This window comes from Erythrobacter sp. SCSIO 43205 (assembly GCF_019904235.1).
In the GTDB taxonomy this organism is placed as follows: Bacteria; Pseudomonadota; Alphaproteobacteria; order Sphingomonadales; family Sphingomonadaceae; genus Erythrobacter.
Genome location: NZ_CP063202.1, coordinates 3,093,033 through 3,115,270 on the forward strand (window position 1 = coordinate 3,093,033; position 22,238 = coordinate 3,115,270).

The 22,238-nt window shown below is 57.6% G+C and carries 20 protein-coding genes; 5 read left to right on the forward strand and 15 right to left on the reverse strand.

Annotated elements, in window-relative coordinates; all coding sequences use genetic code 11:
• Window positions 1–8 precede the first annotated feature (8 nt).
• The 7 genes from INR77_RS14605 to INR77_RS14635 form a co-directional block, all read right to left on the reverse strand.
• Window positions 9–827, reverse strand: coding sequence for a TrbG/VirB9 family P-type conjugative transfer protein (locus tag INR77_RS14605; protein WP_223071736.1), 819 nt, complete (start codon window positions 825–827; stop codon window positions 9–11).
• Window positions 824–2,008: a type IV secretion system protein gene (locus INR77_RS14610; RefSeq protein ID WP_223071737.1), complete on the reverse strand. Its 1,185-nt coding sequence runs from the start codon at window positions 2,006–2,008 to the stop codon at window positions 824–826. Before INR77_RS14610 ends, INR77_RS14605 begins: the two co-directional genes overlap by 4 nt.
• Window positions 2,005–4,461: a VirB4 family type IV secretion/conjugal transfer ATPase gene (locus INR77_RS14615; RefSeq protein WP_223071738.1), complete on the reverse strand. Its 2,457-nt coding sequence runs from the start codon at window positions 4,459–4,461 to the stop codon at window positions 2,005–2,007. Before INR77_RS14615 ends, INR77_RS14610 begins: the two co-directional genes overlap by 4 nt.
• Window positions 4,462–4,499: 38 nt before the next feature.
• The gene (locus tag INR77_RS14620; RefSeq protein ID WP_223071739.1) at window positions 4,500–4,808 is read right to left on the reverse strand and encodes a type IV secretion system protein VirB3; all 309 of its coding nucleotides are present in this window, start codon (window positions 4,806–4,808) and stop codon (window positions 4,500–4,502) included.
• A gap of 6 nt (window positions 4,809–4,814) precedes the next feature.
• Complete coding sequence (locus INR77_RS14625; protein ID WP_223071740.1) at window positions 4,815–5,129, reverse strand: TrbC/VirB2 family protein; 315 nt, start codon at window positions 5,127–5,129, stop codon at window positions 4,815–4,817.
• Between the two features lie 54 nt (window positions 5,130–5,183).
• Window positions 5,184–5,846 (reverse strand): lytic transglycosylase domain-containing protein, encoded by a 663-nt coding sequence (locus INR77_RS14630; protein WP_223071741.1) that lies wholly within the window; start codon window positions 5,844–5,846, stop codon window positions 5,184–5,186.
• Window positions 5,847–6,060: 214 nt separating this feature from the next.
• Window positions 6,061–6,483, reverse strand: a complete 423-nt coding sequence (locus tag INR77_RS14635) for a tetratricopeptide repeat protein (protein WP_223071742.1) — start codon at window positions 6,481–6,483, stop codon at window positions 6,061–6,063.
• A 319-nt stretch (window positions 6,484–6,802) separates the two neighbouring features.
• Here INR77_RS14635 and INR77_RS14640 point away from each other — a divergent pair, with 319 nt between their 5' ends.
• Both INR77_RS14640 and INR77_RS14645 read left to right on the forward strand, forming a co-directional pair.
• Window positions 6,803–8,365, forward strand: a complete 1,563-nt coding sequence (locus tag INR77_RS14640; RefSeq protein WP_223071743.1) for a hypothetical protein — start codon at window positions 6,803–6,805, stop codon at window positions 8,363–8,365.
• Between the two features lie 125 nt (window positions 8,366–8,490).
• Window positions 8,491–11,193, forward strand: coding sequence for a TonB-dependent receptor domain-containing protein (locus tag INR77_RS14645; RefSeq protein ID WP_223071744.1), 2,703 nt, complete (start codon window positions 8,491–8,493; stop codon window positions 11,191–11,193).
• Between the two features lie 134 nt (window positions 11,194–11,327).
• On the opposite strand, the gene INR77_RS14650 is transcribed toward INR77_RS14645, so the two are convergent.
• The 3 genes from INR77_RS14650 to INR77_RS14660 all read right to left on the reverse strand — a co-directional run bounded on the left by INR77_RS14650 (window position 11,328) and on the right by INR77_RS14660 (window position 14,082).
• Window positions 11,328–12,011, reverse strand: coding sequence for a response regulator transcription factor (locus tag INR77_RS14650; RefSeq protein WP_223071745.1), 684 nt, complete (start codon window positions 12,009–12,011; stop codon window positions 11,328–11,330).
• An 88-nt stretch (window positions 12,012–12,099) separates the two neighbouring features.
• Complete coding sequence (locus tag INR77_RS14655; protein WP_223071746.1) at window positions 12,100–13,128, reverse strand: aldo/keto reductase; 1,029 nt, start codon at window positions 13,126–13,128, stop codon at window positions 12,100–12,102.
• A 213-nt stretch (window positions 13,129–13,341) separates the two neighbouring features.
• Window positions 13,342–14,082 (reverse strand): SDR family NAD(P)-dependent oxidoreductase, encoded by a 741-nt coding sequence (locus tag INR77_RS14660; RefSeq protein WP_223071747.1) that lies wholly within the window; start codon window positions 14,080–14,082, stop codon window positions 13,342–13,344.
• 67 nt (window positions 14,083–14,149) lie between these two features.
• Between INR77_RS14660 and INR77_RS14665 the strand changes: the two genes are divergently transcribed.
• A complete protein-coding gene (locus INR77_RS14665) occupies window positions 14,150–14,500 on the forward strand; it encodes a GIY-YIG nuclease family protein (RefSeq protein ID WP_223071748.1) in 351 nt (116 codons plus the stop codon).
• A gap of 23 nt (window positions 14,501–14,523) precedes the next feature.
• Here INR77_RS14665 and INR77_RS14670 read toward each other — a convergent pair whose 3' ends face one another.
• Both INR77_RS14670 and INR77_RS14675 read right to left on the reverse strand, forming a co-directional pair.
• Window positions 14,524–15,666 (reverse strand): acyl-CoA dehydrogenase family protein, encoded by a 1,143-nt coding sequence (locus INR77_RS14670; protein WP_223071749.1) that lies wholly within the window; start codon window positions 15,664–15,666, stop codon window positions 14,524–14,526.
• 98 nt (window positions 15,667–15,764) lie between these two features.
• On the reverse strand, window positions 15,765–16,358 hold the full coding sequence (locus INR77_RS14675) for a TetR/AcrR family transcriptional regulator (protein WP_223071750.1): 594 nt from the start codon (window positions 16,356–16,358) through the stop codon (window positions 15,765–15,767).
• 93 nt (window positions 16,359–16,451) lie between these two features.
• On the opposite strand from INR77_RS14675, the gene INR77_RS14680 reads away from it, so the two are divergent.
• Window positions 16,452–17,219: an SDR family oxidoreductase gene (locus INR77_RS14680; RefSeq protein ID WP_223071751.1), complete on the forward strand. Its 768-nt coding sequence runs from the start codon at window positions 16,452–16,454 to the stop codon at window positions 17,217–17,219.
• A gap of 89 nt (window positions 17,220–17,308) precedes the next feature.
• Here INR77_RS14680 and INR77_RS14685 read toward each other — a convergent pair whose 3' ends face one another.
• The 3 genes from INR77_RS14685 to INR77_RS14695 all read right to left on the reverse strand — a co-directional run bounded on the left by INR77_RS14685 (window position 17,309) and on the right by INR77_RS14695 (window position 20,437).
• On the reverse strand, window positions 17,309–18,139 hold the full coding sequence (locus INR77_RS14685; protein WP_305040808.1) for a ferredoxin--NADP reductase: 831 nt from the start codon (window positions 18,137–18,139) through the stop codon (window positions 17,309–17,311).
• A 143-nt stretch (window positions 18,140–18,282) separates the two neighbouring features.
• A complete protein-coding gene (locus tag INR77_RS14690) occupies window positions 18,283–19,329 on the reverse strand; it encodes a Fe(3+) ABC transporter substrate-binding protein (RefSeq protein ID WP_223071752.1) in 1,047 nt (348 codons plus the stop codon).
• 73 nt (window positions 19,330–19,402) lie between these two features.
• Window positions 19,403–20,437: an ABC transporter ATP-binding protein gene (locus INR77_RS14695; RefSeq protein WP_223071753.1), complete on the reverse strand. Its 1,035-nt coding sequence runs from the start codon at window positions 20,435–20,437 to the stop codon at window positions 19,403–19,405.
• A 34-nt stretch (window positions 20,438–20,471) separates the two neighbouring features.
• On the opposite strand from INR77_RS14695, the gene INR77_RS14700 reads away from it, so the two are divergent.
• Window positions 20,472–22,160, forward strand: coding sequence for an iron ABC transporter permease (locus tag INR77_RS14700; protein ID WP_255573810.1), 1,689 nt, complete (start codon window positions 20,472–20,474; stop codon window positions 22,158–22,160).
• The last annotated feature ends 78 nt before the right edge of the window (window positions 22,161–22,238 follow it).

A 22,238-nucleotide genomic window follows, 5' to 3' on the forward strand; every position in this document is an offset into this window, starting at 1 on the left:
TCCCTTTGTTACGATCCGCGTGGCTGAAACGAGCCCGCATCAGCGCTGCGTGGACGCGGTGGCCCAACGTTGGTGAGCGTCGCGCTCTGCTTTCCTGAACGCAGGATAATTTGCGCTGGCACGTCGTTCAAAACCACGGTTTCACCGCGCACAGTGAAGTTTAATGGGCCCTCGTCCCCATCCGCATTGGTGGTGAGGATCGCAGGAATAGGTGTATCAGCAGGCCATGTGAGGAACACCGCATTGCCATCATCATAAGCCCGCGCTGGAAGCAATTCAGCGTCCCCCGCCGTTGCCCATTCAAAGTTGAGATTTTCCGGGTCGACAACGGCCAGAGGATCGCGCGCTGCCTGAAGCTCAAGCGCATTGGCTTCATCGCGCTTTGCCTGCTCTGCTGCCGCCAGCGCAGCTTCGGCTGCGGCTTTTTCCAGTTCGGGATAGCGGAATTGAAGGACGTAAAGCGGCGCATTGCGCGGGCTTGCCACAAGGTCGAACAAATAAGTGCGACGGTTGGTGACAACGGTCATATTGGTGCGTGCCGTCGTCGCCAGAGGTTTGACGAACAAAATCGTCTGCGCCTGATTGGGCTGTACCTGCCATGCAGCGCTATCACCCATCGCTACGTTCTGGATCACTTCATCGGGGGCGAATTTAATCGTGGTTTGGACCTTCACCTTGCCCGTGACGGTGTAGACCTGAGTTTCGTCGAACACTTGCGTGACAAGGCGCGGGTCAGCAGCAGGCCGAATGTCCTGCGCTAAAGCGGGCGCAGCCAACGCTAGTGCGCCAGCGATGAAAGAAAGCCGATGAGGACGGCTGCGGATCATTTGGATGTCTCCGATTTGGGACGGGCGCCCGCCGAAGAGGCGGAGCGGAAACGATTGCCAATGCCTCTGGTGCGCGAGGCAGCGGGAGATTGAGGCCCGCTTTGAGCGTTACCAGAGCCGGTTGCGAAAACCTTTGTCTCGCGAACGGTGTTGGTAGTGTTTGAACCGCCTGCATCATTGGCCGCAACCACCGTGGGAGCGACTACCGCAGTCCGTCGCACTCCATTAGCCGCGACTGGCGCGGTTTGAGCGGCCCGATTGACTGTGGGGCTTACCACAGGCGCAGGCGGTGTGCGGTAGGCATCAGCATTTGGCTGTGTCGCGACATCGGGCGTTGCAAAGCCGAAGACCTGCCATCCGCTCACCATCTTGGAGCCCACGTAGAGCACCATCAGCATGAGCATACAGTGGACGAATCCGACGAGGAAAAATGCCATGGCAGCTTGTTGGTCGATCACGCCGGGTGTCGCGACAAGTGCCGAGAGGATGGGCACCGCCATCTCAAGCATGAGCGAGCCACCTACAACCGCGAAGAGCGGCGCGAGCGCGAGCATCACAAGGCCCTTAAGCCAGCCAACGAACAAGCCCCTCGTGCCATTGAAAAGGGCCAGAACGACGAAAATCGGACCCACAGCCAAGAGCAGCGCCAAGCCAATGCGCGCGGTGACGAGCAGGCCGACAGTGCCGATCAAAAGCAGCATAGCGCCAATCCACATCATGCCTGGCGGCGAAAATGCGCTGATGTCCTGAATGCCTGTGCTCGCCTCTTGAATGGCCAAGAAAACGATATCGAGCTTAAGCGCGAATGTCGCCGTTGCGGACCCGTCGCTTGCGGTGAGAACGCCAGCGAGAAAGTCGGGCGTTGTCACAAACAGATTATAGAAAATGGTCGAAAACGCCGCAAAGCTTGTCGCGAAGGTTAGAACGAGGCCAACCGTCACCATCTTTGGCAGAAGAGCGCGAACCGAGAGGTTCGACCGACCAAGCAGCAAGGAAATGCCGAAAAACGCGATATAGAGCGTCAGCACCACCGTAAGCGCGATGCCCAGTTGGCCGTCGGTGCCAAACAGGCGGTTGAACGCCTGTTCGCTGACCTCGCTGGCGATGCAATCAACGGCAGTCAGAGCGCCAGCGACGCCTGATCCCATTTCCTCCGCAGCAAGATCGCAAGCCGTTGTCATTCGGCTGCCTGCCAGACCGGCGTACCGTCTTCGTTCACGTCGCTCGAACCATCAGGCCCAAAACCATCAGGCCAAGCATGGTTGGTTAGCGCGGGATACCATGCACTGGGCTCATCCCCCACAGCGGCGCGCAAAAGATCAAGGCGGCGCACCGCAGCCTCGCGTCCTGAAAGGATGGTGAGAACTTCCGGCGCACCCGATAAATCAAGGCGGACAACCACCGACGCATCGGGTCGACGCACAAGGAAGCAGCGCGAGTGCGCAGGAAGCGTGCGGATCAGCGCAAGCTCATGCTCGGTCAGGCCAAATCCGTCGCAATAATCCTCGGCCCGCGCGCGGCTGTTCGGCATGAACACCATCGTCGCGGTTTGCTCAACGAGCGCTGTCGAAATGCGGCTTTCGAGCGCATCCTTCGCGCTTTGCGTGGCGAAGCCGACAAGCGCATTGCGCTTACGCAGCGTCTTGAGCCAATCGCGGATGCGCGCGGCGAACACCTCGTCATCAAGCGCTTTCCAGCCCTCATCGATGAGGATCATCGTGGGTTCGCCATCCAGCCGCTCATCAATGCGGTGGAAGAGATACATCATCGTCGGCGTGCGCAGGCGCGGATTCTCAAGCAACTGCGTCATGTCAAAGCCAAGGACGCGCTGATCGAGATCAAGCGCGTCGGTATCATTGTCGAACAGCCAAGCGTGCTCGCCGCCGTCGCCAGAGGCTCCGCCAATCCATGCGCTTAAACGGTCCGCCAGATCGCCCGGTTCCGGGCGACGTGCACCAGCCAGCAATTCCTTGAAGTGCCGCAAACGACGTAGCGATGGGTCGTTGGCATAGGTCGCATCGACCGCCGCGCTGATGGTTGCAAGCTCCTCTGGCCCGTCGGCCTTGAGCAGCACGCCCAGCCAATCGCGCAAGAACGCTTTGTTCGCAGGCGTATCGGGAAGCGCAAGAGGGTTGAAACCAGTCGGTTCACCCGGATTGATCCGGTCGTAGCGCCCGCCGATGCCGCGAATGAACAGCTCTGCGCCCCGGTCCTTATCGAAAAGGATCGTGCGTGGCTTAAACTTCTGCGCCTGTGCGGCGAGGAAGTTCATCACTACGGTCTTACCCGAACCCGATGGGCCGATGACGCTGAAATTGCCAAGATCGCCATTATGGAAATTGAAAAAGAACGGCGTTGCGCTGGTCGTCTCCAAAAGCGTGACCGCATCGCCCCAATGGTTTCCGCTCGCCTGGCCCAGAGCAAAGCCGTGGAAGCTGCCGAAGCTTGCCATATTTGCGCTGGAGATCAGAGCGCGGCGCACGACATAATCTTCATTGCCGGGGAATTGTGCCCAGAAAGACGGCTCCAGATTAGTGTCTTCGCGCACCGCAATCGCGCCAGTGTCCGCAAGCGCCGCAGAAGCCGCAGCACAAGCATCGTCAAGTCGATCAAGCGCACGTTCCCGCACAAGAACGGTCAGGTGGTGGTCGCCAAAGCCAACCGCACCGTTGCCGAGCGCATCGCGCGCCGCCATCATATCCGCACGTTCAGCCGCCGCCTCTTCGTCAATTGAACGCGAGCGGCGAAGAGCAAGATCAATCCGCTCACGTGCCGTAGTCCGCTCATTTGGTGCGTAACTCTCCGTTACGATCATCTCATACGGCAGGCGTAGCAGTGGATCAAGAAGGCCGGGCGAGGTTGCTTCGGGATATTCCTTGAGCCCCAGCATGGCCGCAAACTCAGGTCCGCCAGCGCCCTTGATCTCCATCGCGTCGAGCCCGAAACTTGCACGGCGATAGGGAAGCATATGACCGATATCGGTGTCAGCCGCAGGTTTGCGAACAGGACGCATTTCGCCGTTGTAGAGCGCTGATAAAAGCTCCAGCATTTCAGAATTCGTACCGCCAGAAGGCGCCGAGTACTCGCCGAGAACGCTCGCCCCATAAGGCGAAAGCGCAGCCGTCAGCCCTGTGACCGCCGCTTTAAGGCTGCGAATATCCTTGGGATCAGCTTCGAGTTCTTCAGCCGTGGTGCGAGAGAAGAACTTGGAAATCCGCTCTGGCAGTCCCGTTTTGCCGCGCGCTGGACGACGGATCAGGGTTACGAACTGGTCATTGATGAAAAGCGAACCGCCCGCCAACCGCTCTTTCCAGCGCGCATCAATGTGGCGTGAGAGCGCATCGGGAAACTCTGCGTCGAGCTCAACCTCTACGCGCCTGCGGATCACGTGGTGATAGAGCACAAAGCGCGCATCAAGCGTCGAACGCAGCACCACCTCACGGGTCGCGGCATGGGAGTTCAAGGCGTCGGAATCTTCGGTTTCGAACAAAAGACCCGGCACCTGGATCGCGCTCATCACCGAGCCATCGCGAAGCAGCACGGTGCTTTCATCGACCAGCCGCTCATAAGGCAGGCGGTCGCCAGCGAGCGCTTCCTTAGCGCTCCAGCTTGCAGGTCCGATCCAATTTGCCATCCGTATCCGGCCCTCCCGTCAGGCCTCAAATCAACTCGTTACGGCGTGTAGGAATTGCAGTTCCAGCGCCGAAAATTTGGGATGCGCGGGCATTTTGATACCTTGGTGATCCAAAGATCAAAGATGCGCGGCTCCCGTAACGAAGCAAAATAACCGATCACGTGCATGGTAATCGGCACAAGCAAAAACACCAAAACCATCCAGAAGCTGGTCATCAGATCAGCCAGAATAAGAAAGGCAATGGTTGTCACCATCATGTTGATGATGAAAAAATTCATCGTCACGCCTGCAAACATTTGCGGGCGGGTCAATGTGCGATGCACCGGATGGCGGACAAGATCGCTCATTCGCTGTTAAATCCCTGCCCCGCCAGCGATCGTCGCCACAAGACGCGGCGCGCCAAAAATAATAAAAACGCCGATGATGACCGTACCACCATAACGCCAGTTCATACGGCCCGTGAGCATCATAAAGCCCACTCCTGCCACAGCCATCACCGCCAATGCGGTCGCGATTGGACCAAGCAAAATGCTTTGCATCCAAAGCAGCGCGCTAGTGATCGGATCGCCACCCTGATTGGTCGCCTGCTGAGCAAATGCGGCGCTTGGCATTACAATCAACGCGAGAAATGCGGCCATCTGAGCCTTAAGACGAAGAAGCGATTTCATTGTGTTACGTAAGTCCCTCATAAAAATTCGACTGTGCGCCACCAAATGCGCCTATCAGCGATGGCCGGCCGCCAAATGCTGCGCTTTTGGGCGTGAATGGTTCGCGAGACGACCAAGGATACTGGTCACGTAGTTTCGCGTCTCGCGAATATTGGGAATGCCGCCAGCCCGCTGCACCCGGCCAGGCCCTGCATTATATGCGGCAAGCGCCTTTTCCAGATCGCCATCGAACCGGTCGAGCTGCTCACGCAAATAGCGCGCCCCGCCCTCAAGGTTCTGCATGGGATCATCGGGATTAACGCCCAGATACCGAGCAGTCCCCGGCATCAATTGCGCAAGACCACGCGCACCGGCAGGTGATACCGCACGCTCACGCCAGCGGCTTTCCTGCCAAACGAGCGCTTCGAGCAGTGCCGGGCTTAGCCCATATCGTTGTGACAGATCGTTGATCTTTGCGGCGTATTGCGCGGGGATCCCGGCTGCATGAACTTGCGGAATGGCAACGATGTCTTCAGAAATAACCAGCCCGCTCACATCCTCAAGCGGGCCGGAAGTCATTACCGGTTGGTGTATCTGCGCCGGACCGCCTGCAACCCATTGCGAACCTTGCGGCGTCACCTCAAGCACGTCGGCATAGGCAGGCGTCGCAAGCCAAGCGCTTGCAGCCAATGCTGTGACAGCAACACGAATATGTCGTCTCCCGCCTGCGAGAATCATTGCGCGGCCCTTTCCAAGACTCGCCCAATGTCTAGCGTAAATGACATGCGCATGACAGCCCGCGCTTTCTGATACCATCGCTGGCGCAGCGCAGAAATGTAAAAAGCGCCAGGCCAGCAACAGATGAGCCGAGCTCAACCTTCGCCATTCTGACGCTTTTCTATCTGGAGCCGCTCACATTTTTGCGCGCGGCCTCTCGACCCGGAGCACCCGGTTAGTCGCGCAGGGTCAATTTGCCTGGCTGAGAGGTAACGGGACGAAAATCGCCGCGCTCAAGCATGGCGATCGCCTGACGAGCAAGGCGACGCGAATCGGTGGTGCGCCCGTCCGCTGTATCAAGCTCAAGCACCTCACGAGAGGCGAGCGCCGTTTCGAAGTGACCGCGTGCTTTTTCCTCATTGCCCGCCTGCGCCAGTGCAATGCCGAGATTGATGTGCAATGCCGGATCGTCAGGATGCGCCTTTAGCTCAGCTTCAAGCAACCTTATGGCTTTCAACGCCTGACCATCTGCAAGACTTGCTGAGGCAAGACCCTCATCGCTTGGCTCAGTGGTCTGCGCATTTGCGGGGGCGACCACTGCAAGGCCGAGGCCCATCAATGCTGCAAAAGTGCTTTTTGTCATGTTGGACAGGGTCATGTCCCATCTCCTCTCATCTGTTGAAACCATGATGAAAGATATTTTTTAATAGTGCAACATAACTGTAACATTGTCATAAAACCGTCCTATTTTGACGGATTATCTCTAACTTTCAATACTTTAGATCAGAACTTTTGTTACAATTTTATTGCGCTGACGTAAAAATTCAGAGCACTAAGCGTCACTGAAATGTCATATGACAAAATTGTAGCAAAAACCCCGCTTCGCGCAGAAATTTTGTCATACGCGCCCCCTAGCTGGGGTCCACGCGAAGGACATCGCGACCTATCGATTCTCGGTTTTTAGGGGACCTCACGCTGTGAAGAACATTCAACGTACACTCATTCTCGGGGCGAGCATTGTTGCTCTCGCCGGTTGTGGCGCAGACGAAATCGTCTCGCCTGGCACCAACCAGCCGGTCAATGTGACCATTAACAACCCGGCTCCTACACCAGCGCCGTCGCCGACACCGACCTCGTCGCTCGTTACGCCAGCTGCCGGGTGCCCAACCATCAACTCAACTGGCGGTCTGACCGATAGTGGTACTCTCGCCGGTCCAACCGGTGAATACCGCGTTTGCACCCTGCCAGCGACCTTCGACGCAGACGACAACCTGCCGTTCATCAACGGTCTGCTTTATCAGATCCAAGACACTGTAACCGTCGGCAGCGACCAAGGCTTCTCCAGCACTGGCACCGATGTAAGTCTTTCGATTGAAGCTGGCGCGATCTTCTTCGCACAGGCGTCTTCTGCTCTCATCGTCAACCGCGGCAACACACTTGACGCAAGCGGCACCGCCACCATGCCAATCGTTTTCACCAGCCGTGACAACATCCTTGGCCTGAACAACGACAACAGCCAGGCCCAATGGGGCGGCATCGTGATGCTTGGCCGTGCGCCGGTCTCCGATTGTCAGGACAACGTGTTCAACACCGCGACCACTCCAAACGCAAACCCAACCTGCCAACAACGTCTTGAAGGGTCTGCACAGACCTTCTTCTTTGGCGGCGGCGATGATGCGGACAGCTCTGGCACGCTTGAATATGTGCAAATGCGCTATTGCGGCTTTGAGCTTACCCAAGGCAACGAGCTTCAGTGTCTGACCACTGGCGGCACCGGCTCTGGCACAACTTTCAACCACATCATGAGCTTCAACAGCTCAGACGATGGCGTTGAGTTCTTCGGTGGCTCGGTTAACATGAGCAAGCTTGCCGTGATCGGCGCGTCGGACGACTCGATTGACGCTGACTCAGGCGTTCAAGCCAACATCGAAACCGCGGTTGTGGTTCAACGTGCAACCACTGGCGACAGCATCATCGAATTCGACTCGCCAGACGATCTTGCTGACGGCACGCCCGGCAATGCGATCCCGCAAAGCACATTGAACGTGAACAACTTCACCTTCGTTCAGCGTTCTTCGGCCTCTGGCCAAGCGGTTCGTGCACGCGGTGGTCCAGCTCTTGGCCTCACCAACGGTGTGATCGACGTCAACACCGCTGACAGCGTCTGCATCCGCATCGACGAGCAGATCACTCTCAATGCGATCATCGGCTTTGACTCGGTTGTCTGTGACGGTGCCAACCGTCCGGTTCGCGGTTCGTCAGGCGTCAGCGACGCTGAAGTCCAAGCCGTCGTTGATGCAGGCACCAACAACAACCTCCTCTTCACGCTCTCGCTGACCAACAATCTGGTCAACGGTGCAAATGAGAACGGTGTGACCGCTTTTGACGCGACTGCTCGCTCTTCATTCTTCAGCAGCTCGACTTTCGTCGGCGCAGTTGAAAGCGACCTTTCAGCCGACTTTGGCGACTGGACGTGTAACTCCAGCATCCAGGACTTCGGCAGCGCGACCGGCGCTTGTACTTCGATCCCGGTTTACTAAGCCGCGCCTCATATTAATCGGAGGGGGCGCAGCGTCTGACGCAGCGCCCCCTTCATATTATCTGCTGAGCCCGACTTCGGCTCGTTCCCAAATTCAGGCCTAAAATTTCAAGGGGGTCTTTCACTATGTCGACCGGCACGCGCCTCGCAGGGCTGCTGCTTCTCACCTCGTCGCTTACCTTCCCATCGGTTCTTTACGCACAAGAAGCTGATCAAGGCAGCGCTGACGCAGATCCGCTGGCACAAGATGTTGGTGCAGTTGAGCAGCAAGAAGAAGAAGAGTTTGACGACGTCGATATCTCGGTGCCCGGCGGCGGGATTATCGTCACCGGACGGCGCAATCGCGATCCTGTACGCTCGTCCAGCCAGGTGCTCAACGTCCTGACCGAAGAAGACATCGCGCGCACCGGCGAAGGCGATATTGCCGGCGCTCTTACCCGCGTGACGGGTCTTTCGGTGGTCGGCGATGGCCGCGTCTTTGTTCGCGGTCTTGGTGATCGCTATTCTCTGGCGCTTTTGAACGGCCTTCCACTTCCCAGCCCTGAGCCGCTGAGCCGGGTTGTCCCGCTCGACATTTTCCCGACCAATGTGGTTGCCTCTTCGCTCGTGCAGAAGACCTATTCGGCAAACTACCCCGGTGAATTTGGTGGCGGTGTGATCAACCTCACCACTAAAGCCGTGCCAACCGAGGACTTCCTCACCATCAGCGTGGGTGCAAGCGGTGACACCGAGACGACTTTTGAAAACGGGCTTACTTATTTCGGGTCCGAGTGGGACTCGTTTGGTTTCGACAACGGCAACCGCGGTGTGCCGTCGAACCTTCAAGCCTTCTTCGACAGCGGCGAGCGCATCGGCACTGTGCCGCTTGAGGTGAGCGAGACAATCGCAACACAGCTTTTCCCGACCAATCTTGTGACCTTGCAGCGGGTAAGCTCGCAGCGCCCCAACTTTTCGGGTTCTCTCACTGGCGGCATTTCGAGCGCGCTTGGCGATGACACCTATCTGGGCATCATTGCCACCGTTGGCCTTAAGAACAATCTGCGTAACCGCTCTGTCCTGAGCCAAAGCGGCAGCGGAGATCTGACTGAGGTGTTCCAGGAGCAACGCACTTTCATCACCGATGAAAACGTGCTCTTCAACGCGCTCTTGAGCTTTGGCCTCGACTTTGGCGAAAACACCATTCGCTGGACCAATCTCTACATTCGCGACACGCTCAAAACCGCGCGTTTGTCGGAAGGCTTCGACGTCTTCCCCGGCGTGACCGGTTTTGATTTCCTCAATCAGCAAACTGCATGGTTCGAGCGCCAGTTGATCGACACGCAATTGGTGGGTGAGTTTGAAATTGGTCGTTTGGATCTCGACGTGCGCGGCGGCTATGCCCGCACCGACCGTGAGGCTCCTTATAACGCCAACTTCAGCTACACCCGCACCAACCTGCCGGGTGATCCGTATGGCGATCTGTTTGTCGCCTATTTCAACCAGCTTTCCGATGCGGGCATTTCGACGGTCGCATTCGACGATCTGAAGGAAGAGCTTTGGTTTGGCGGGCTCGACCTGTCGTATGAACTGACTGACACCCTCTCTGCTACTGTGGGCTATGCCTATTCGGACACCACCCGCCGCTCTGAAAGCCGCGAGTTCCGTCCGTTTGTCTCCGGCGACATCCTTGATGACAGCGTTGTTCCGGCCTTCGGCCTTCGCCAACCGGGCGATCTGATCACCAGTGCAACCGCTGGCCTGTTCAACATCACCTTGACTGAGGCGACGCCTTTCCCGGTGTTTGATGCCGGACTTGAGATTAACGCGGGCTATGGCCTTCTTCGCTGGGCACCAACCGACACGCTCTCTGTCGAAGCGGGCGTTCGTTACGAGGATGCAAGCCAAACCGTTGCGCTTGACCAGACGGTGTTCAACGATCCCATCGCAGGGGCAACGCCGACGAACCTGTTCAACGATTACTTCCTGCCAAGCGGCACGATCACATGGGAAGCAACGCCTGACCTGCAATTGCGGGTTGCAGCATCGAAAACCATCGCTCGCCCACAATTCCGTGAGCTTGTCGAACAGGTGTACTTCGATCCTGAAAGCAACCGTGAATTCGTCGGTAACCCGCTGTTGAACGACAGTGAGCTTTTGAACTTCGAAGCGCGGGCCGAATACTATCTTGGCGGGCCAAGCAAGGTCAGCCTTGCCGGCTTCTTCAAAGAGATCGACAACCCGATTGAGAACACTCTGCAATCGGCATCGGGCGTGGTGCGCACAGGCTTTGCCAACGCTCCAAGCGCGCAGCTTTACGGGGTAGAGGTCGACGCGGTGTATGGCATCGATCTTTACAATATGGGCGGCTCGTTCTGGGAAACAAAGCAACTGCTTTTGCAAGCGAACTACACCTACACCCAGTCCGAGATCAAAGTCGGCGCCACTGACATCGCCCCGATCATCGGTGCTCCCGAGCAGCTTGCAAGCCTGCTGTTCGACGACGGTGCGCCGCTGGTGGGTCAGTCTGACCATATCGCAAACTTCTCCATCGGTATCGAAGACACTGAGAAAACTCAGCAAGTCTCGTTCCTGTTCAACTACGCATCCGAGCGCGTGACCCTTCGCGGTGGCCCGCTTCCCGATGTGGTTGAGGCTCCGGGTCTTACAGTCGATTTCGTCGGCCGCACCGAGCTTGGCGTTTTTGGTCAGGACATGGAGCTCTCGCTTCAGGTGCGTAACATCTTCAGCCGCGACAATTTCGAGTTCCAGGAAAGCGACACGGGTCGCATCGAAATCAACACCTTCGATGTTGGCACCAGCGCCTCTGTAGGGCTCAAGCTCGAATTCTAATCAGCACCCTCTCCCGCTGATTTCTGGCCGCTTCTTTCACACGAAAGGAGCGGCCTTTTTTGTGGATGAGGCGAGCGGGGTATCAAGTGAGAGCGAAGTAGGAAAACGCCTGCACACGGCGTCAGCGGTGCGTTTTAGAGGTCGAGGACGTAACCGACCGAACGCACAGTTCGCAGCGGATTGCCCCCACCTGCTGCCTTGATCGCGCGGCGCAGGCGGCCCACCCAAACATCCACGGTGCGCTCATCCAAAGGCGGCTCAGTTTTGCCAAGCCCGGCGATAATCGTCTCGCGGCTCATCACGCGGCCTGAATTCTCCGCAAAGTAACGAAGCAGCCGGAACTCATTAGGTCGCGCTTCGATCACCTTACCGTTCCAACGCGCCTGCAATGCCGCCATATCGATCAACAACGCACCCTTCTCCATCCCGGCAACTGTGTTTGCAAGACTTCGCCGGGATTGCAGGGCCAGCACGCGGTCAAGGACAGTCGTTCGGTCAAGTGGTCCAACAAGATAATCGTCCGCCCCTGCATTCAGGGCCCGCCTGCGATGCTCTTCGTTGGCCTCTTCATCGCCCTGCTCCAGCACCATGGTCACATGAGCCTCAGCAGTGCGAGGATCAGCGCGCAACCGGCGGCACATTTCAAGGCCGGCAAGATCGTCCATCACCCAATCGACAAAGGCCCAGACCGGGCCATCAACCAGGCGCTGTGGACCGTTGGCATTAATCAGATCGAACACAAAACGTTGGTCGCCGTGAACAAAATCCTCGTGCCCTTCCTCAAGCGATGAGGTGAGGAAAATATTGACCACTTCCATTGCGCCTCTTGCCCCATTTGGAAAAGCTTTCGCGAAGGGCAGGATTGGCGCAAATCTGTGACGCGTTTATGACGCGCGAATAAAGAGTTTAGCCGCCTTTCTCCTTCACGCTGACCTGATCCAGCGGGGCCAAAGGCATGGCGAGGCCGGAGGGCATTTTTGGCCTGTAAGGCGCTTCGAGTTTGGTGATTTCTTCGTCCGACAATTCAATGTCGAGCGCCGCCACGGCATCATCAATATGATGCGGCTTGGACGCGCCAATGATGGGCGCTGCGACCCCTTTGGTATAGTGCCAGGCAAGGCCAAGGCTCGCCATTTTATCGCCGCGCGCCTCAGCCAGCTGGCCAAGCGCATTGATGATCGCCGCATCGGCCTCATCACCCTCTTTATAAAGCCGCTTACCCACGCCATCGGTTTCGCTTCTCACCGTGGTTTCGCCCAAGGGCCGCGCCAAGCGTCCGCGTGCCAGCGGGCTCCATGGGATCAGCCCCACGCCCTGATCTGCACAAAGCGGGATCATCTCGCGCTCTTCCTCGCGGTATAGGAGATTGAGCTGGTTCTGCATTGAGATGAAGCGCGTCCAACCATTTGCGCGCGCGGTTTCCTGCGCCTTAGCAAATTGCCACGCGTACATGGATGAGGCCCCGATATAGCGCGCCTTGCCCGACTTCACGATGTCGTGCAGCGCCTCCATCGTCTCCTCGATCGGGGTTTCATCGTCCCAGCGGTGGATCTGGAAAAGGTCAACGTAGTCCATGCCAAGCCGCATCAAGCTGTCGTCGATAGCCTGCATCAAACTCTTGCGCGACAAGCCCCCGGTGTTGGGCGCGCGCCGCCATGGGATGAAAGCCTTGGTCGCCACCACGATCTCATCACGGTAGGCCATCTCTTTCAAAAGCTTGCCGGTGATTTCCTCAGACGTCCCGCCCGCATAACCATTGGCGGTGTCGAAGAAGTTGATCCCAGCCTCTAGCGCTTGGCGAAAGAAAGGGCGGCTTTCGTCTTCATCGAGCAGCCAGTCGCCATGCCATCCGGCGCTTTTGTCGCCATAGGTCATGCAGCCAAGGCAAAGCTGAGAGATGGTGAGGCCGGAATTTCCAAGCCGGGTGAATTTCATGGCAACGCTCCTTTAATAGCGCATATCTTGTAGGAAATTTGAGACACTTGAGACACTGTTCAGAGGCGGAAAAGCTGTGGGCTCGAATTTGGCTTTAGAATATTGATATACCTTCTCTTTTTCGTGTCTTTGAGCAAAGTCTTACGCGCGCCTCGTTAACCGCAAATGTTGGAATAGGTTAGCACCTGTGTAGGCGCGTAGGAAAGCCGCTCATTATTGCAGCGTCAGCCCGCCATCGACCACCAGCGTGTGCCCGGTAACATAGGCCGACAGCGGCGATGCCAGAAACAGCGCAGCCCCCGCCATATCCTCTGGCGTGCCGAGCCTTCGCAAAGGTATGCGTTGCAGCGCGCCTTCAAGCCGCTCAGGGTTCTGTGTCGTAACCGTCGTGATTTTGGTCGCCACCAACCCCGGCGCGATGCCGTTTACGCGGATGCCGTCCCTCGCCCACGCCGCGCCCAGCGTTTTGACAAGGCTGACCGCGCCCGCCTTAGAAGCCGAATAAGCAGGGTTGCCGATATTGGCCTTGAAGCCTGCGACGGATGAAACAACCGTCATCGTGCCCCCCGCCTCGGCCAGCTTGTCGTGAAACGCGCGCGCGACATCCATCACCGAATTGAGGTTCACATCGATCACATCGTCCCAGCCCTCCCGCTGAAACTCACCTCGCCCATATCGCACGATGCCCTGACATTGGACGAGTATGTCGACCGACCCTAAGCCTGCCGCAAATGTCGCAGCCGCATCGCGGTTGCTCACGTTGAGCTGCGCGTAAGAGAGCCCGGTAAAGTCGCTGTCTTCGGCTTCGAGATAGTCGCCCTCGTCAGGCCGTGTACCTGTCACCAGCACCTTGGCCCCGGCCTTGCGAAAGCTGTGCGCGATGCCGTTGCCGATACCGCTAGAACCGCCGATGATGACGACGCTCTTTCCGGTGAAATCGAGTGGGTTGTTCATATCATTTCCCTATCTCTGACGTCGCCCCGTGCTTGACACGGGGCTTGGCTCTCTTTTGGTTGATAGAATGGCAAAGGGCGGATGGATATACATTATGGCAAACCGCTTCAGAGGCGGGATGTATGTTGGCGTCACCGCCGATTTGCTCGCGCGAACCCACCAGCACCGCGAAGGCACCGGCTCGATCCATGTGCGCGATTTTGGCAAGACGCGTCTCGTCTTCGCCGAGCGCCATGAGACGATTGAAGACGCGATAGCCCGCGAAAAGCTCGTCAAGAAATGGCGGCGCGAGTGGAAGTTTGCGCTAATCGAGGAGGCGAATCCGGAGTGGAGCGACTTGTGGGACACATGGTTTGGCAGTGGCGAAATGGGAAAGGAGCCTAGCCCCGTGTCAAGCACGGGGCGACGGGGAGAATAACCGCTGGTCAACGCCATTCGCCCTCAAATCTCGCGGCTCACGACTTCCTTCATGATCTCAGATGTGCCGCCATAAATGCGCTGAACGCGGGCGTCGCGCCATAGGCGGGCAATCGGATATTCGTTCATATAGCCAGCGCCGCCGTGCAGTTGGAGGCAAGCATCGACCATTTCCCATTGCATCTCGGTGTGCCAGAGCTTGGCCGCTGAAGCCTCGCCCGTGGTGAGCTCGCCCTTCAAGTGCCGCGCAATCGCCCAGTCAAGGTGCGCCCAGCCCACTTGCAGCTTGGCCGCCAAGTCCGCGAGGGTGAATTTGGAGTTCTGGAACTCGAACACCGTCTTCCCAAAAGCCTTGCGCTCCTTGGTGAATCTGACCGCCTCATCGAATGCACGCTGCGCCCCGCCCATAGCGCTAACGGCGATAGAGAGACGCTCTTGCGGGAGCTCTTCCATCAGGTGGATGAAGCCGCGGTTTTCGCCGCCGAGGATGTTGGTTTTGGGCACGCGCACGTCTTCGAAGAAAAGCTCGGATGTGTCGGCGGAGTGCTGGCCGATCTTGTCCAAGTTGCGCCCGCGCGCAAAGCCGGGGGTGTCGGCGTCGACAAGGATCAGCGAGGTGCCCTTCGCGCCTGCGGTCGGGTCGGTCTTGGCCACCACGATCACCACGTCGGCGTTCTGGCCATTGGTGATATAGGTCTTCGAACCATTGATGACGAGGTGATTGCCGTCTTCCTTGGCGGTGGTCTTGATACCCTGAAGATCGGAGCCAGCACCCGGCTCGGTCATCGCAATCGCGGTGATGATATCGCCCGAAATCATGCCCGGAAGGTATTTCTCCTTCTGCTCAGGGCTGCCGAGACGCTCGAAATAATTGACGGTGATGTCGTTTTGCAGAGTGAAGCCAGCGGACGAGCCCATGTAGGAAAGCTCCTCGGCAAGCACACAGTTGAAACCGAAATCGAGGCCGAGCCCGCCGTTCTCTTCGGAAACCGTGGGGCACAGCATCCCGGCCTCGCCCAGCGCCTTCCACGCGGAGCGCGGAACAATGCCCTCTTCCTCGTGGCTATCGAGGTAAGGCTCCATATGCTCGGCAAAGACTTTGCGCACCGTTTCGCGGAATGCGGCGTGGTCTTCGTTATAGGCGGTGCGGTTCGCTGTTTGCAGCATGGGGCCTCTCTCTCATCAAATGCGTTGTTATTCAAAACGCAGTGAAGCTTGGCCTGACAGATAGGTCAAGCGCGAAAGATGCAAGTGTCGGCCAGTGGTCAAGATACTAGATAGCGCTCCATCAAGATGGGAAGCGTATTGGCGCAATCGGTTATGATCGAGCGTGACGCTTGATTGCGGCTCATGACTGCTTGTCCGCGAAGAAGGGACATAACGACCGAGGCAAGCGCGCCTGGCTCCGCGTCTGCGGTCAGCTTGCCCTCCTCCTTCCAGCGTTCAAATACGGCGGTCAGCCCAGCGTATTGATCACCAATCAGGGCGACCATTTCATCGCCAAGAGCGTTATCGGGCCTGTTGGAAAGTTCTTGCTGTCCTGCCGCGACAAAGCACCCTGAGGGGCGATTATCATCGACCAATACTTCAAGCTGCGCTGCGAAAAATTCATGCAACGCCTGTTTTGGATCGTCCTGATCAAGCTTTGCCAACAGCCCTGCCAAAACCGCATTTTGATAGCGAACATTCGCAAGTTCGAACATCGCATCCTTATTGCCAAATGCATTGTAAAGGCTCTGGCGTTTTAGCCCGGTCGCAGCCTCCAGCACCTGGATCGAAGTGGCTTCATACCCGTGCTCCCAAAATGCATTCATAATTTTATCAATGACTTCCTCACGGTCGAAGCTTGCTGAACGCATTTTTTTGACCTTTCGTTCAAATAAATTCTTGACTGATCATTCAACTATCCCTAGCTCATTTTTACCGAACAGTCAAGAAAAGGAGTTTGAACAATGATACAGGTTAAACAAAATGCACGCCTCGCTGGCAAAAAAGCGGTTATCACAGGTGGTACAACGGGCATCGGCTTTGCTTCGGCGCAGAGGTATTTGGAGGAAGGGGCGGAGGTCATTATCACTGGCCGCAGTCAGGATGGCATCGACCGCGCACTTGCCGAACTTGGTGATGGTGCAACAGGTTTCGTCGCAGATTCCACCTCGCTAAGCGACCTTCAGTCCCTCGCTCAATTTGCAAAAGAAGAATTGGGCCAGGTCGACATTCTGTTTGCCAACGCCGGGAATGGAATGTTTGCCCCTGTCGATCAAGTCGATGAAGAACTTTACGATCGTCAGTTCGACCTCAATGTAAAAGGCGCCTTCTTCACCGTCAAGGCGATTTTGCCTGTGCTTTCGGACGGCAGCTCGGTCATCTTCACCGCATCCTCGGTCCACCAAAAGGGTGTACCAGGCGGAAGCCTCTATTTCGCCACCAAAGCCGCAGTGCGAAGCTTTGCCCGGACCATGGCAGCCGAACTGGGCGGTCGCGGCATCCGCGTGAACACGCTCTCCCCCGGTCTTGTTCCTACCAATTTCTTCGAAAACTCGAACGCACCAGTTGAAATGTATGACGATTTCGACGCACTCGCTGGCAAAGGCGCACCGCTGGGTCGTGCTGGTAAGCCGGTTGAAATTGCCGAGCTAGCGGTGTTTCTCGGTTCAGATGAAGCCAGCTTTGTTACCGCGGCGGACTATGTCGCTGACGGCGGCTGGATGAACGTCTAGATCTTATCCGACCATCAAAAAGGGCGCCTGTCGCATTTGCGATGGGCGCCCTTTATTGTCCTAGTCACGCTTGGTGCGTCAGAGTTTGATCAGCCCACAAACGCGCGTTCGATCACGAACTGCCCGGGCTTGTTATTCGCGCCCTCTTCGAAACCGCGCGCTTCCAAATCCGCTGCGTGATCCTTGATCATAGCCATCGAGCCGCACAGCATCACCCGGTCGTTTTCCGGATCGAACTTCTGCGGGCCCTTGCTGTCTTTGAACAGGCGGCCATCGTCGATCAGAACTTGTATGCGGTCGGTCGTATGAAAGTCTTCGCGCGTCACCGTGGGGACGTAGATCATGCGCTCACGCTGGTCGTCTTCGAGCAGCGGATCGCCTTCGAGTTTGCTTTCGAGCAAATCACGGTAAGCCAGGTCTTTCACCCGGCGCACGGAATGGACAACTATCACTTCGTCATACATTTCATAGACTTCCGGATCGCGCACGAGGCTCATGAACGGAGCCAGACCCGTGCCGGTTGAAAGCATAAATAGGCGCTTACCGGGCAGCAGTGCGTCGGTCACAAGTGTTCCGGTCGGCTTTTTGCCGAGATAGATCGGGTCGCCGACTTTAATGTGTTGCAGTCGCGAGGTCAGCGGGCCGTCCTGCACGATGATCGAGAGAAACTCCAATTCCTCATCGTATGATGGCGAAGCGACAGAATAAGCGCGCAGCAGCGGCTTACCGTCTTCTTTGGGAAGGCCGATCATCACAAACTCACCAGAACGGAAGCGGAAGCTTGCCGGGCGCGTCATTTTCAGTGTGAAGAGGTCATCATTCCATTGATGAACATGGGTAATCGTCTCAACCGAAACGGCGCCACTTTCTTGGAAAGCGTCACGGGGCGGGATAGGAGATGTCACAGCTGGATCGGTCAATTTCGGCCTCAAAATGTGTGCGGTTTACGCGAGATTCGCGTCAGTTGTGAACGCGCAAATGAAGCTTTCGGCTACTTACATCAAGGTAGATTAGCAATTCAGGGGCGAAGCGCGGCTTGACACCTCGCCCCTGAATGCTTGTTTTAGTTCCAACCCGCGCGGTCGAAAATCTGCACCGCTTTGGTTTGACCAGCACCGATGGTCGCCGCGTTAAGTGTGTCAGCGCGGAAGGTTCCCATCTCTTCAAGATTGGAATTGCCAGCCAGGCCGATTGCTGCGGGGTATTCATTGTTACCATCGGCGAAATACCGCTGCGCGCTTTCGCTGGTGAGATATTCGAGAAATTTGATCGCGTTCTCGCGGTTAGGGGCGTTTTTGACAACACCAGCACCGCTGACATTAATATGCGTGCCGCTTTCACCTTCGCCTTGGTCGGGGAAGATCACGCCGATTGCATCGAACACCGCGCGCTCTTCCTCATTGCCGCCAGCAAAACGGCCAAGGTAATAGGAGTTCACAACCGCAATCCGGCATTCGCCCGCCGCAACGCTTTCGATTTGCGCGGTGTCATTGCCCTGCGGGTCGCGCGCGAAGTTTGCAACGACGCCCTTGGCCCACTGTTCAGCAGCCTCTTCGCCCTTATTGGCAATGATGCTGGAGAGCAGCGAGATGTTGTAGATATTCGAAGACGAGCGAATACAGATGTCGCCCTTCCACGCAGGATCGGCCAAGTCCATATAGGTGTCGAGGCCTTCTGGAACGCCCGCTTCCTTGTTATAAATGATCACCCGTGCGCGGGTGGAGAGCCCGAACCACAGGCCTTCTGGATGGCGCAGGTAATCGGGCAGACGCTCATTCAGAACATCTGAATTCACCGATTGCAGCACGCCCGCTTCCTCTGCACGCCACAGGCGGCCTGCATCGACGGTCACAAGCAGGTCAGCGGGTGAAAATTCGCCTTCGGACTGGATGCGCTCAATCAGAGCATCGGCATCAGCTTCAATGCGATTGACCGTAATGCCGGTCTGCTCGGTAAAATCTTCATAAAGCGCCAAGTCGGTGTCGTAGTGGCGCGAGGAATAGACATTGACGACACCATTATCGCCAGAGGCATCGCCCGCAGTCTCCGCATTGTCGGAGCAGGCCACGACGCTCAAAGCGAGGCCAAGACCGAGAATCATTTTCTTCATAACTGTTCCTTCAGTGGTATTTGCGAATGACTTGCAATAGTATCTTGGCGAATGCAAGTGCTGATTTTGCGCGCTATCCTTTTGCGAAGGCGCGCACGCTCGCATCGCGCGGAACCACACGGTAGGATGCGCCTTCTTTCACTTCGGAGGTGGTTTGCACTGTGATCTCTTCACCAGAGGCCGTTTGCAAAACGAGCCTGCTGGCAACGCCCAACGGGTGCACATCGACGACCTCAAGGCCGCTCGCATCCTCAATGCAGTCCAAGAATTCGGCGTGGACCAGCAACTCCAATTCGCCCCTATCCGGCACATCGCCGGCGACGCAGGACAGCGGCCAAGCGCCAAGGCTGGTGCGCAAGCTTTCGCCTTCGCGTGTCGCTGCCACCACCTGCGCTCCGCCGAAAATTGCGCCGACCGATGGGGTCTGCGGGCGATCGTGCAAATCCTCTGGCGTACCAAATTGCACGATCCGCCCCCCTTCCATGACGGCGATGTGATCGGCAATGTCCAGCGCTTCTTCGGGATCGTGCGTGACCAGAATTGTTGTCGTACCTGCCTCGCGCAAAAGCCTGCGACAATCGCGGCGAAGGCGGCGGCGAAGAACGATGTCGACGCTAGCGAAGGGTTCATCCATCAACAGCACTTGCGGTTCTGGCGCCATTGCACGGGCCAAGGCGGCGCGTTGTTGCTGTCCGCCGGAAAGCTCGTGCGGGAAACGGGGTCCAAGGCCGGTGAGCCCCACCCTCTCCAGCCATTGTTCGATCACCGCATTCGACCCGCCGCCCGAAAGGCCAAAAGCGATGTTCTTGGCTATCGTCATATGCGGGAACAGCGCGCCGTCCTGAAACACCAGGCCCACGGGCCGCGCTTCGGGAGGAGGGTTGCGATTGGCGCTGGCGATTTCTTCACCGCCCACCCTGATACTGCCCGATTGCACTGGCAAAAGCCCCGCCGCCAGATTGAGCAAGGTTGACTTGCCTGAGCCTGACGAGCCAAGCAGGCAGGTGATTTTTCCTGTAGGCGCTGTAAAGGCGATGTCCGACAGGGCTTCCACCCGCCCGGTCCGACCAGTGTAAGCATGGGCAATATGTTGAAATTCAAGACTCACAAGATTGTCCATTGCAAGAGGGCGCAGAGCAGCCGTGGCTAAGACGCGCGTGACTGAGATGGGCCTTAAGCAATCCGCCCCTCCCCCTGCAAGTGGGCTTGTGCAACGCCATTCGCTTCTGGATGGGTGGAGCGTGGGCGCAATGGTGCTTGCCGCGCTTGCCTTTCTTCCCATTGCCGCAATCCTGATTTCAGCGCCAGATGGCGGGTTTGAGGCGATTTCTCACCTCGCAAGCACAGTTTTGTGGCGCTACACCGCAAACACTCTGGCGCTGATGGCGATGGCGGGCGGATTTGCCCTTGTTTTCGGCACGGGAAGCGCTTGGTTAGTAAGCGCGACGCGTTTTCCGGGACGATCGATTCTGGCGTGGGCGCTGGTCCTACCGCTCGCTCTGCCCGCTTATATCGCGGCCTATCTTTATGGCGATATGCTCGACTTTGTTGGGCCAGTGCAAACCGCATTTCGCGCCGCGACTGGCCTTGGTCCGGGTGATTACTGGTTCCCGCAAATCCGCTCGCTTCCCGGCGGCGCATTCGTGCTCGGCATTGTGCTTTACCCATATGTCTACCTTCTCGCCCGCGCCGCTTTTGCTGCGCAAAGCCTGTCGCAATTCCGCGCCGCGCGCAGCCTTGGGGCAACCCCTACCCGCGCCTTCTGGCAAGTCGCCTTGCCTGCGGCGCGTCCGGCCATTGCAGGCGGATTGGCGCTGGTCCTGATGGAAGTTCTCGCCGATTTTGGTGTCGCGCAATATTTCGCCATACCCACCTTCTCGACCGGCATATTTCGCAGCTGGCTTTCGATGGGCGACAAACAGGCCGCATTGAAGCTTGCGGCGGTCATGCTGCTGTTCGTGGTCGCCCTGATCATCCTTGAGGCGCGAACCCGCCAAGGCCGCGCGGCGAGTAAGGACGCATCGCGCGACGATGAAGCGTTGGTGCAGCTCTCTCGCTTGGGCAAGGTGCTCGCGTTGCTCTTTTGCGCGGTGCCTGTGGCGCTCGGCTTCCTGATCCCGGCAGGCTATCTCATCACCATGTCGATGACGCCCGAAGCCATCTCAGCGGCGGGCGATCTGTGGTCCTATGCGGGCGCGAGTTTGCGTTTGGGACTTGGCGCTGGCGCGCTTTGCGTTATCGCCGCGCTCCTCCTTGCTTTTGCAAAAGCGCGTTCGCAAAGCCAGCTGGTGAAGGCCTCAATCCGCGTCTCCACCCTTGGTTATGCGCTTCCCGGCGCGCTCCTTGCCGTGGGACTGCTCGCGCCTCTTGGCGCGGTTGATGTTGGGCTCACTCGCCTGCTGCGAGACACGCTCGGCTATTCCGGCGGGCTCATTTTGACAGGCACGGGCGCGATCCTCATTTACGCTTTGTGCGTCCGTTTCCTCACCGTTGCTTACAACAGCGTCGATGGCGGGATGAGCAAGATCCCGCCCTCTTTCGCCGCCGCCGCGCGCTCTTTGGGAGCTGGCCCTGCGCGCGTCCTTGCCCGCATCTATGCGCCGCTCTTGAGCCGCAGCCTCGCTGCCGCCGCAGCGCTGGTGTTTATCGATACCGTGCGCGAGCTTCCGGCAACGCTGATCTTGCGGCCTTTCAATCTGGAGACTTTGGCAACGCGCACCTATCGCCTCGCCAGCGATGAACGGCTGGTCGAAGCCTCGATCCCCGCGCTCCTTTTGCTGGTTGCCGGGCTTTTGCCTGTGTTGCTTTTGACGAGAACTGGTAAGCGCTAGCGCTCCCCATGTAAGGCCAGATTGTCAGTCCACGTGTAAACTGGACTTGTCGAACTGGCGCGAAACGTCCATTGTGTT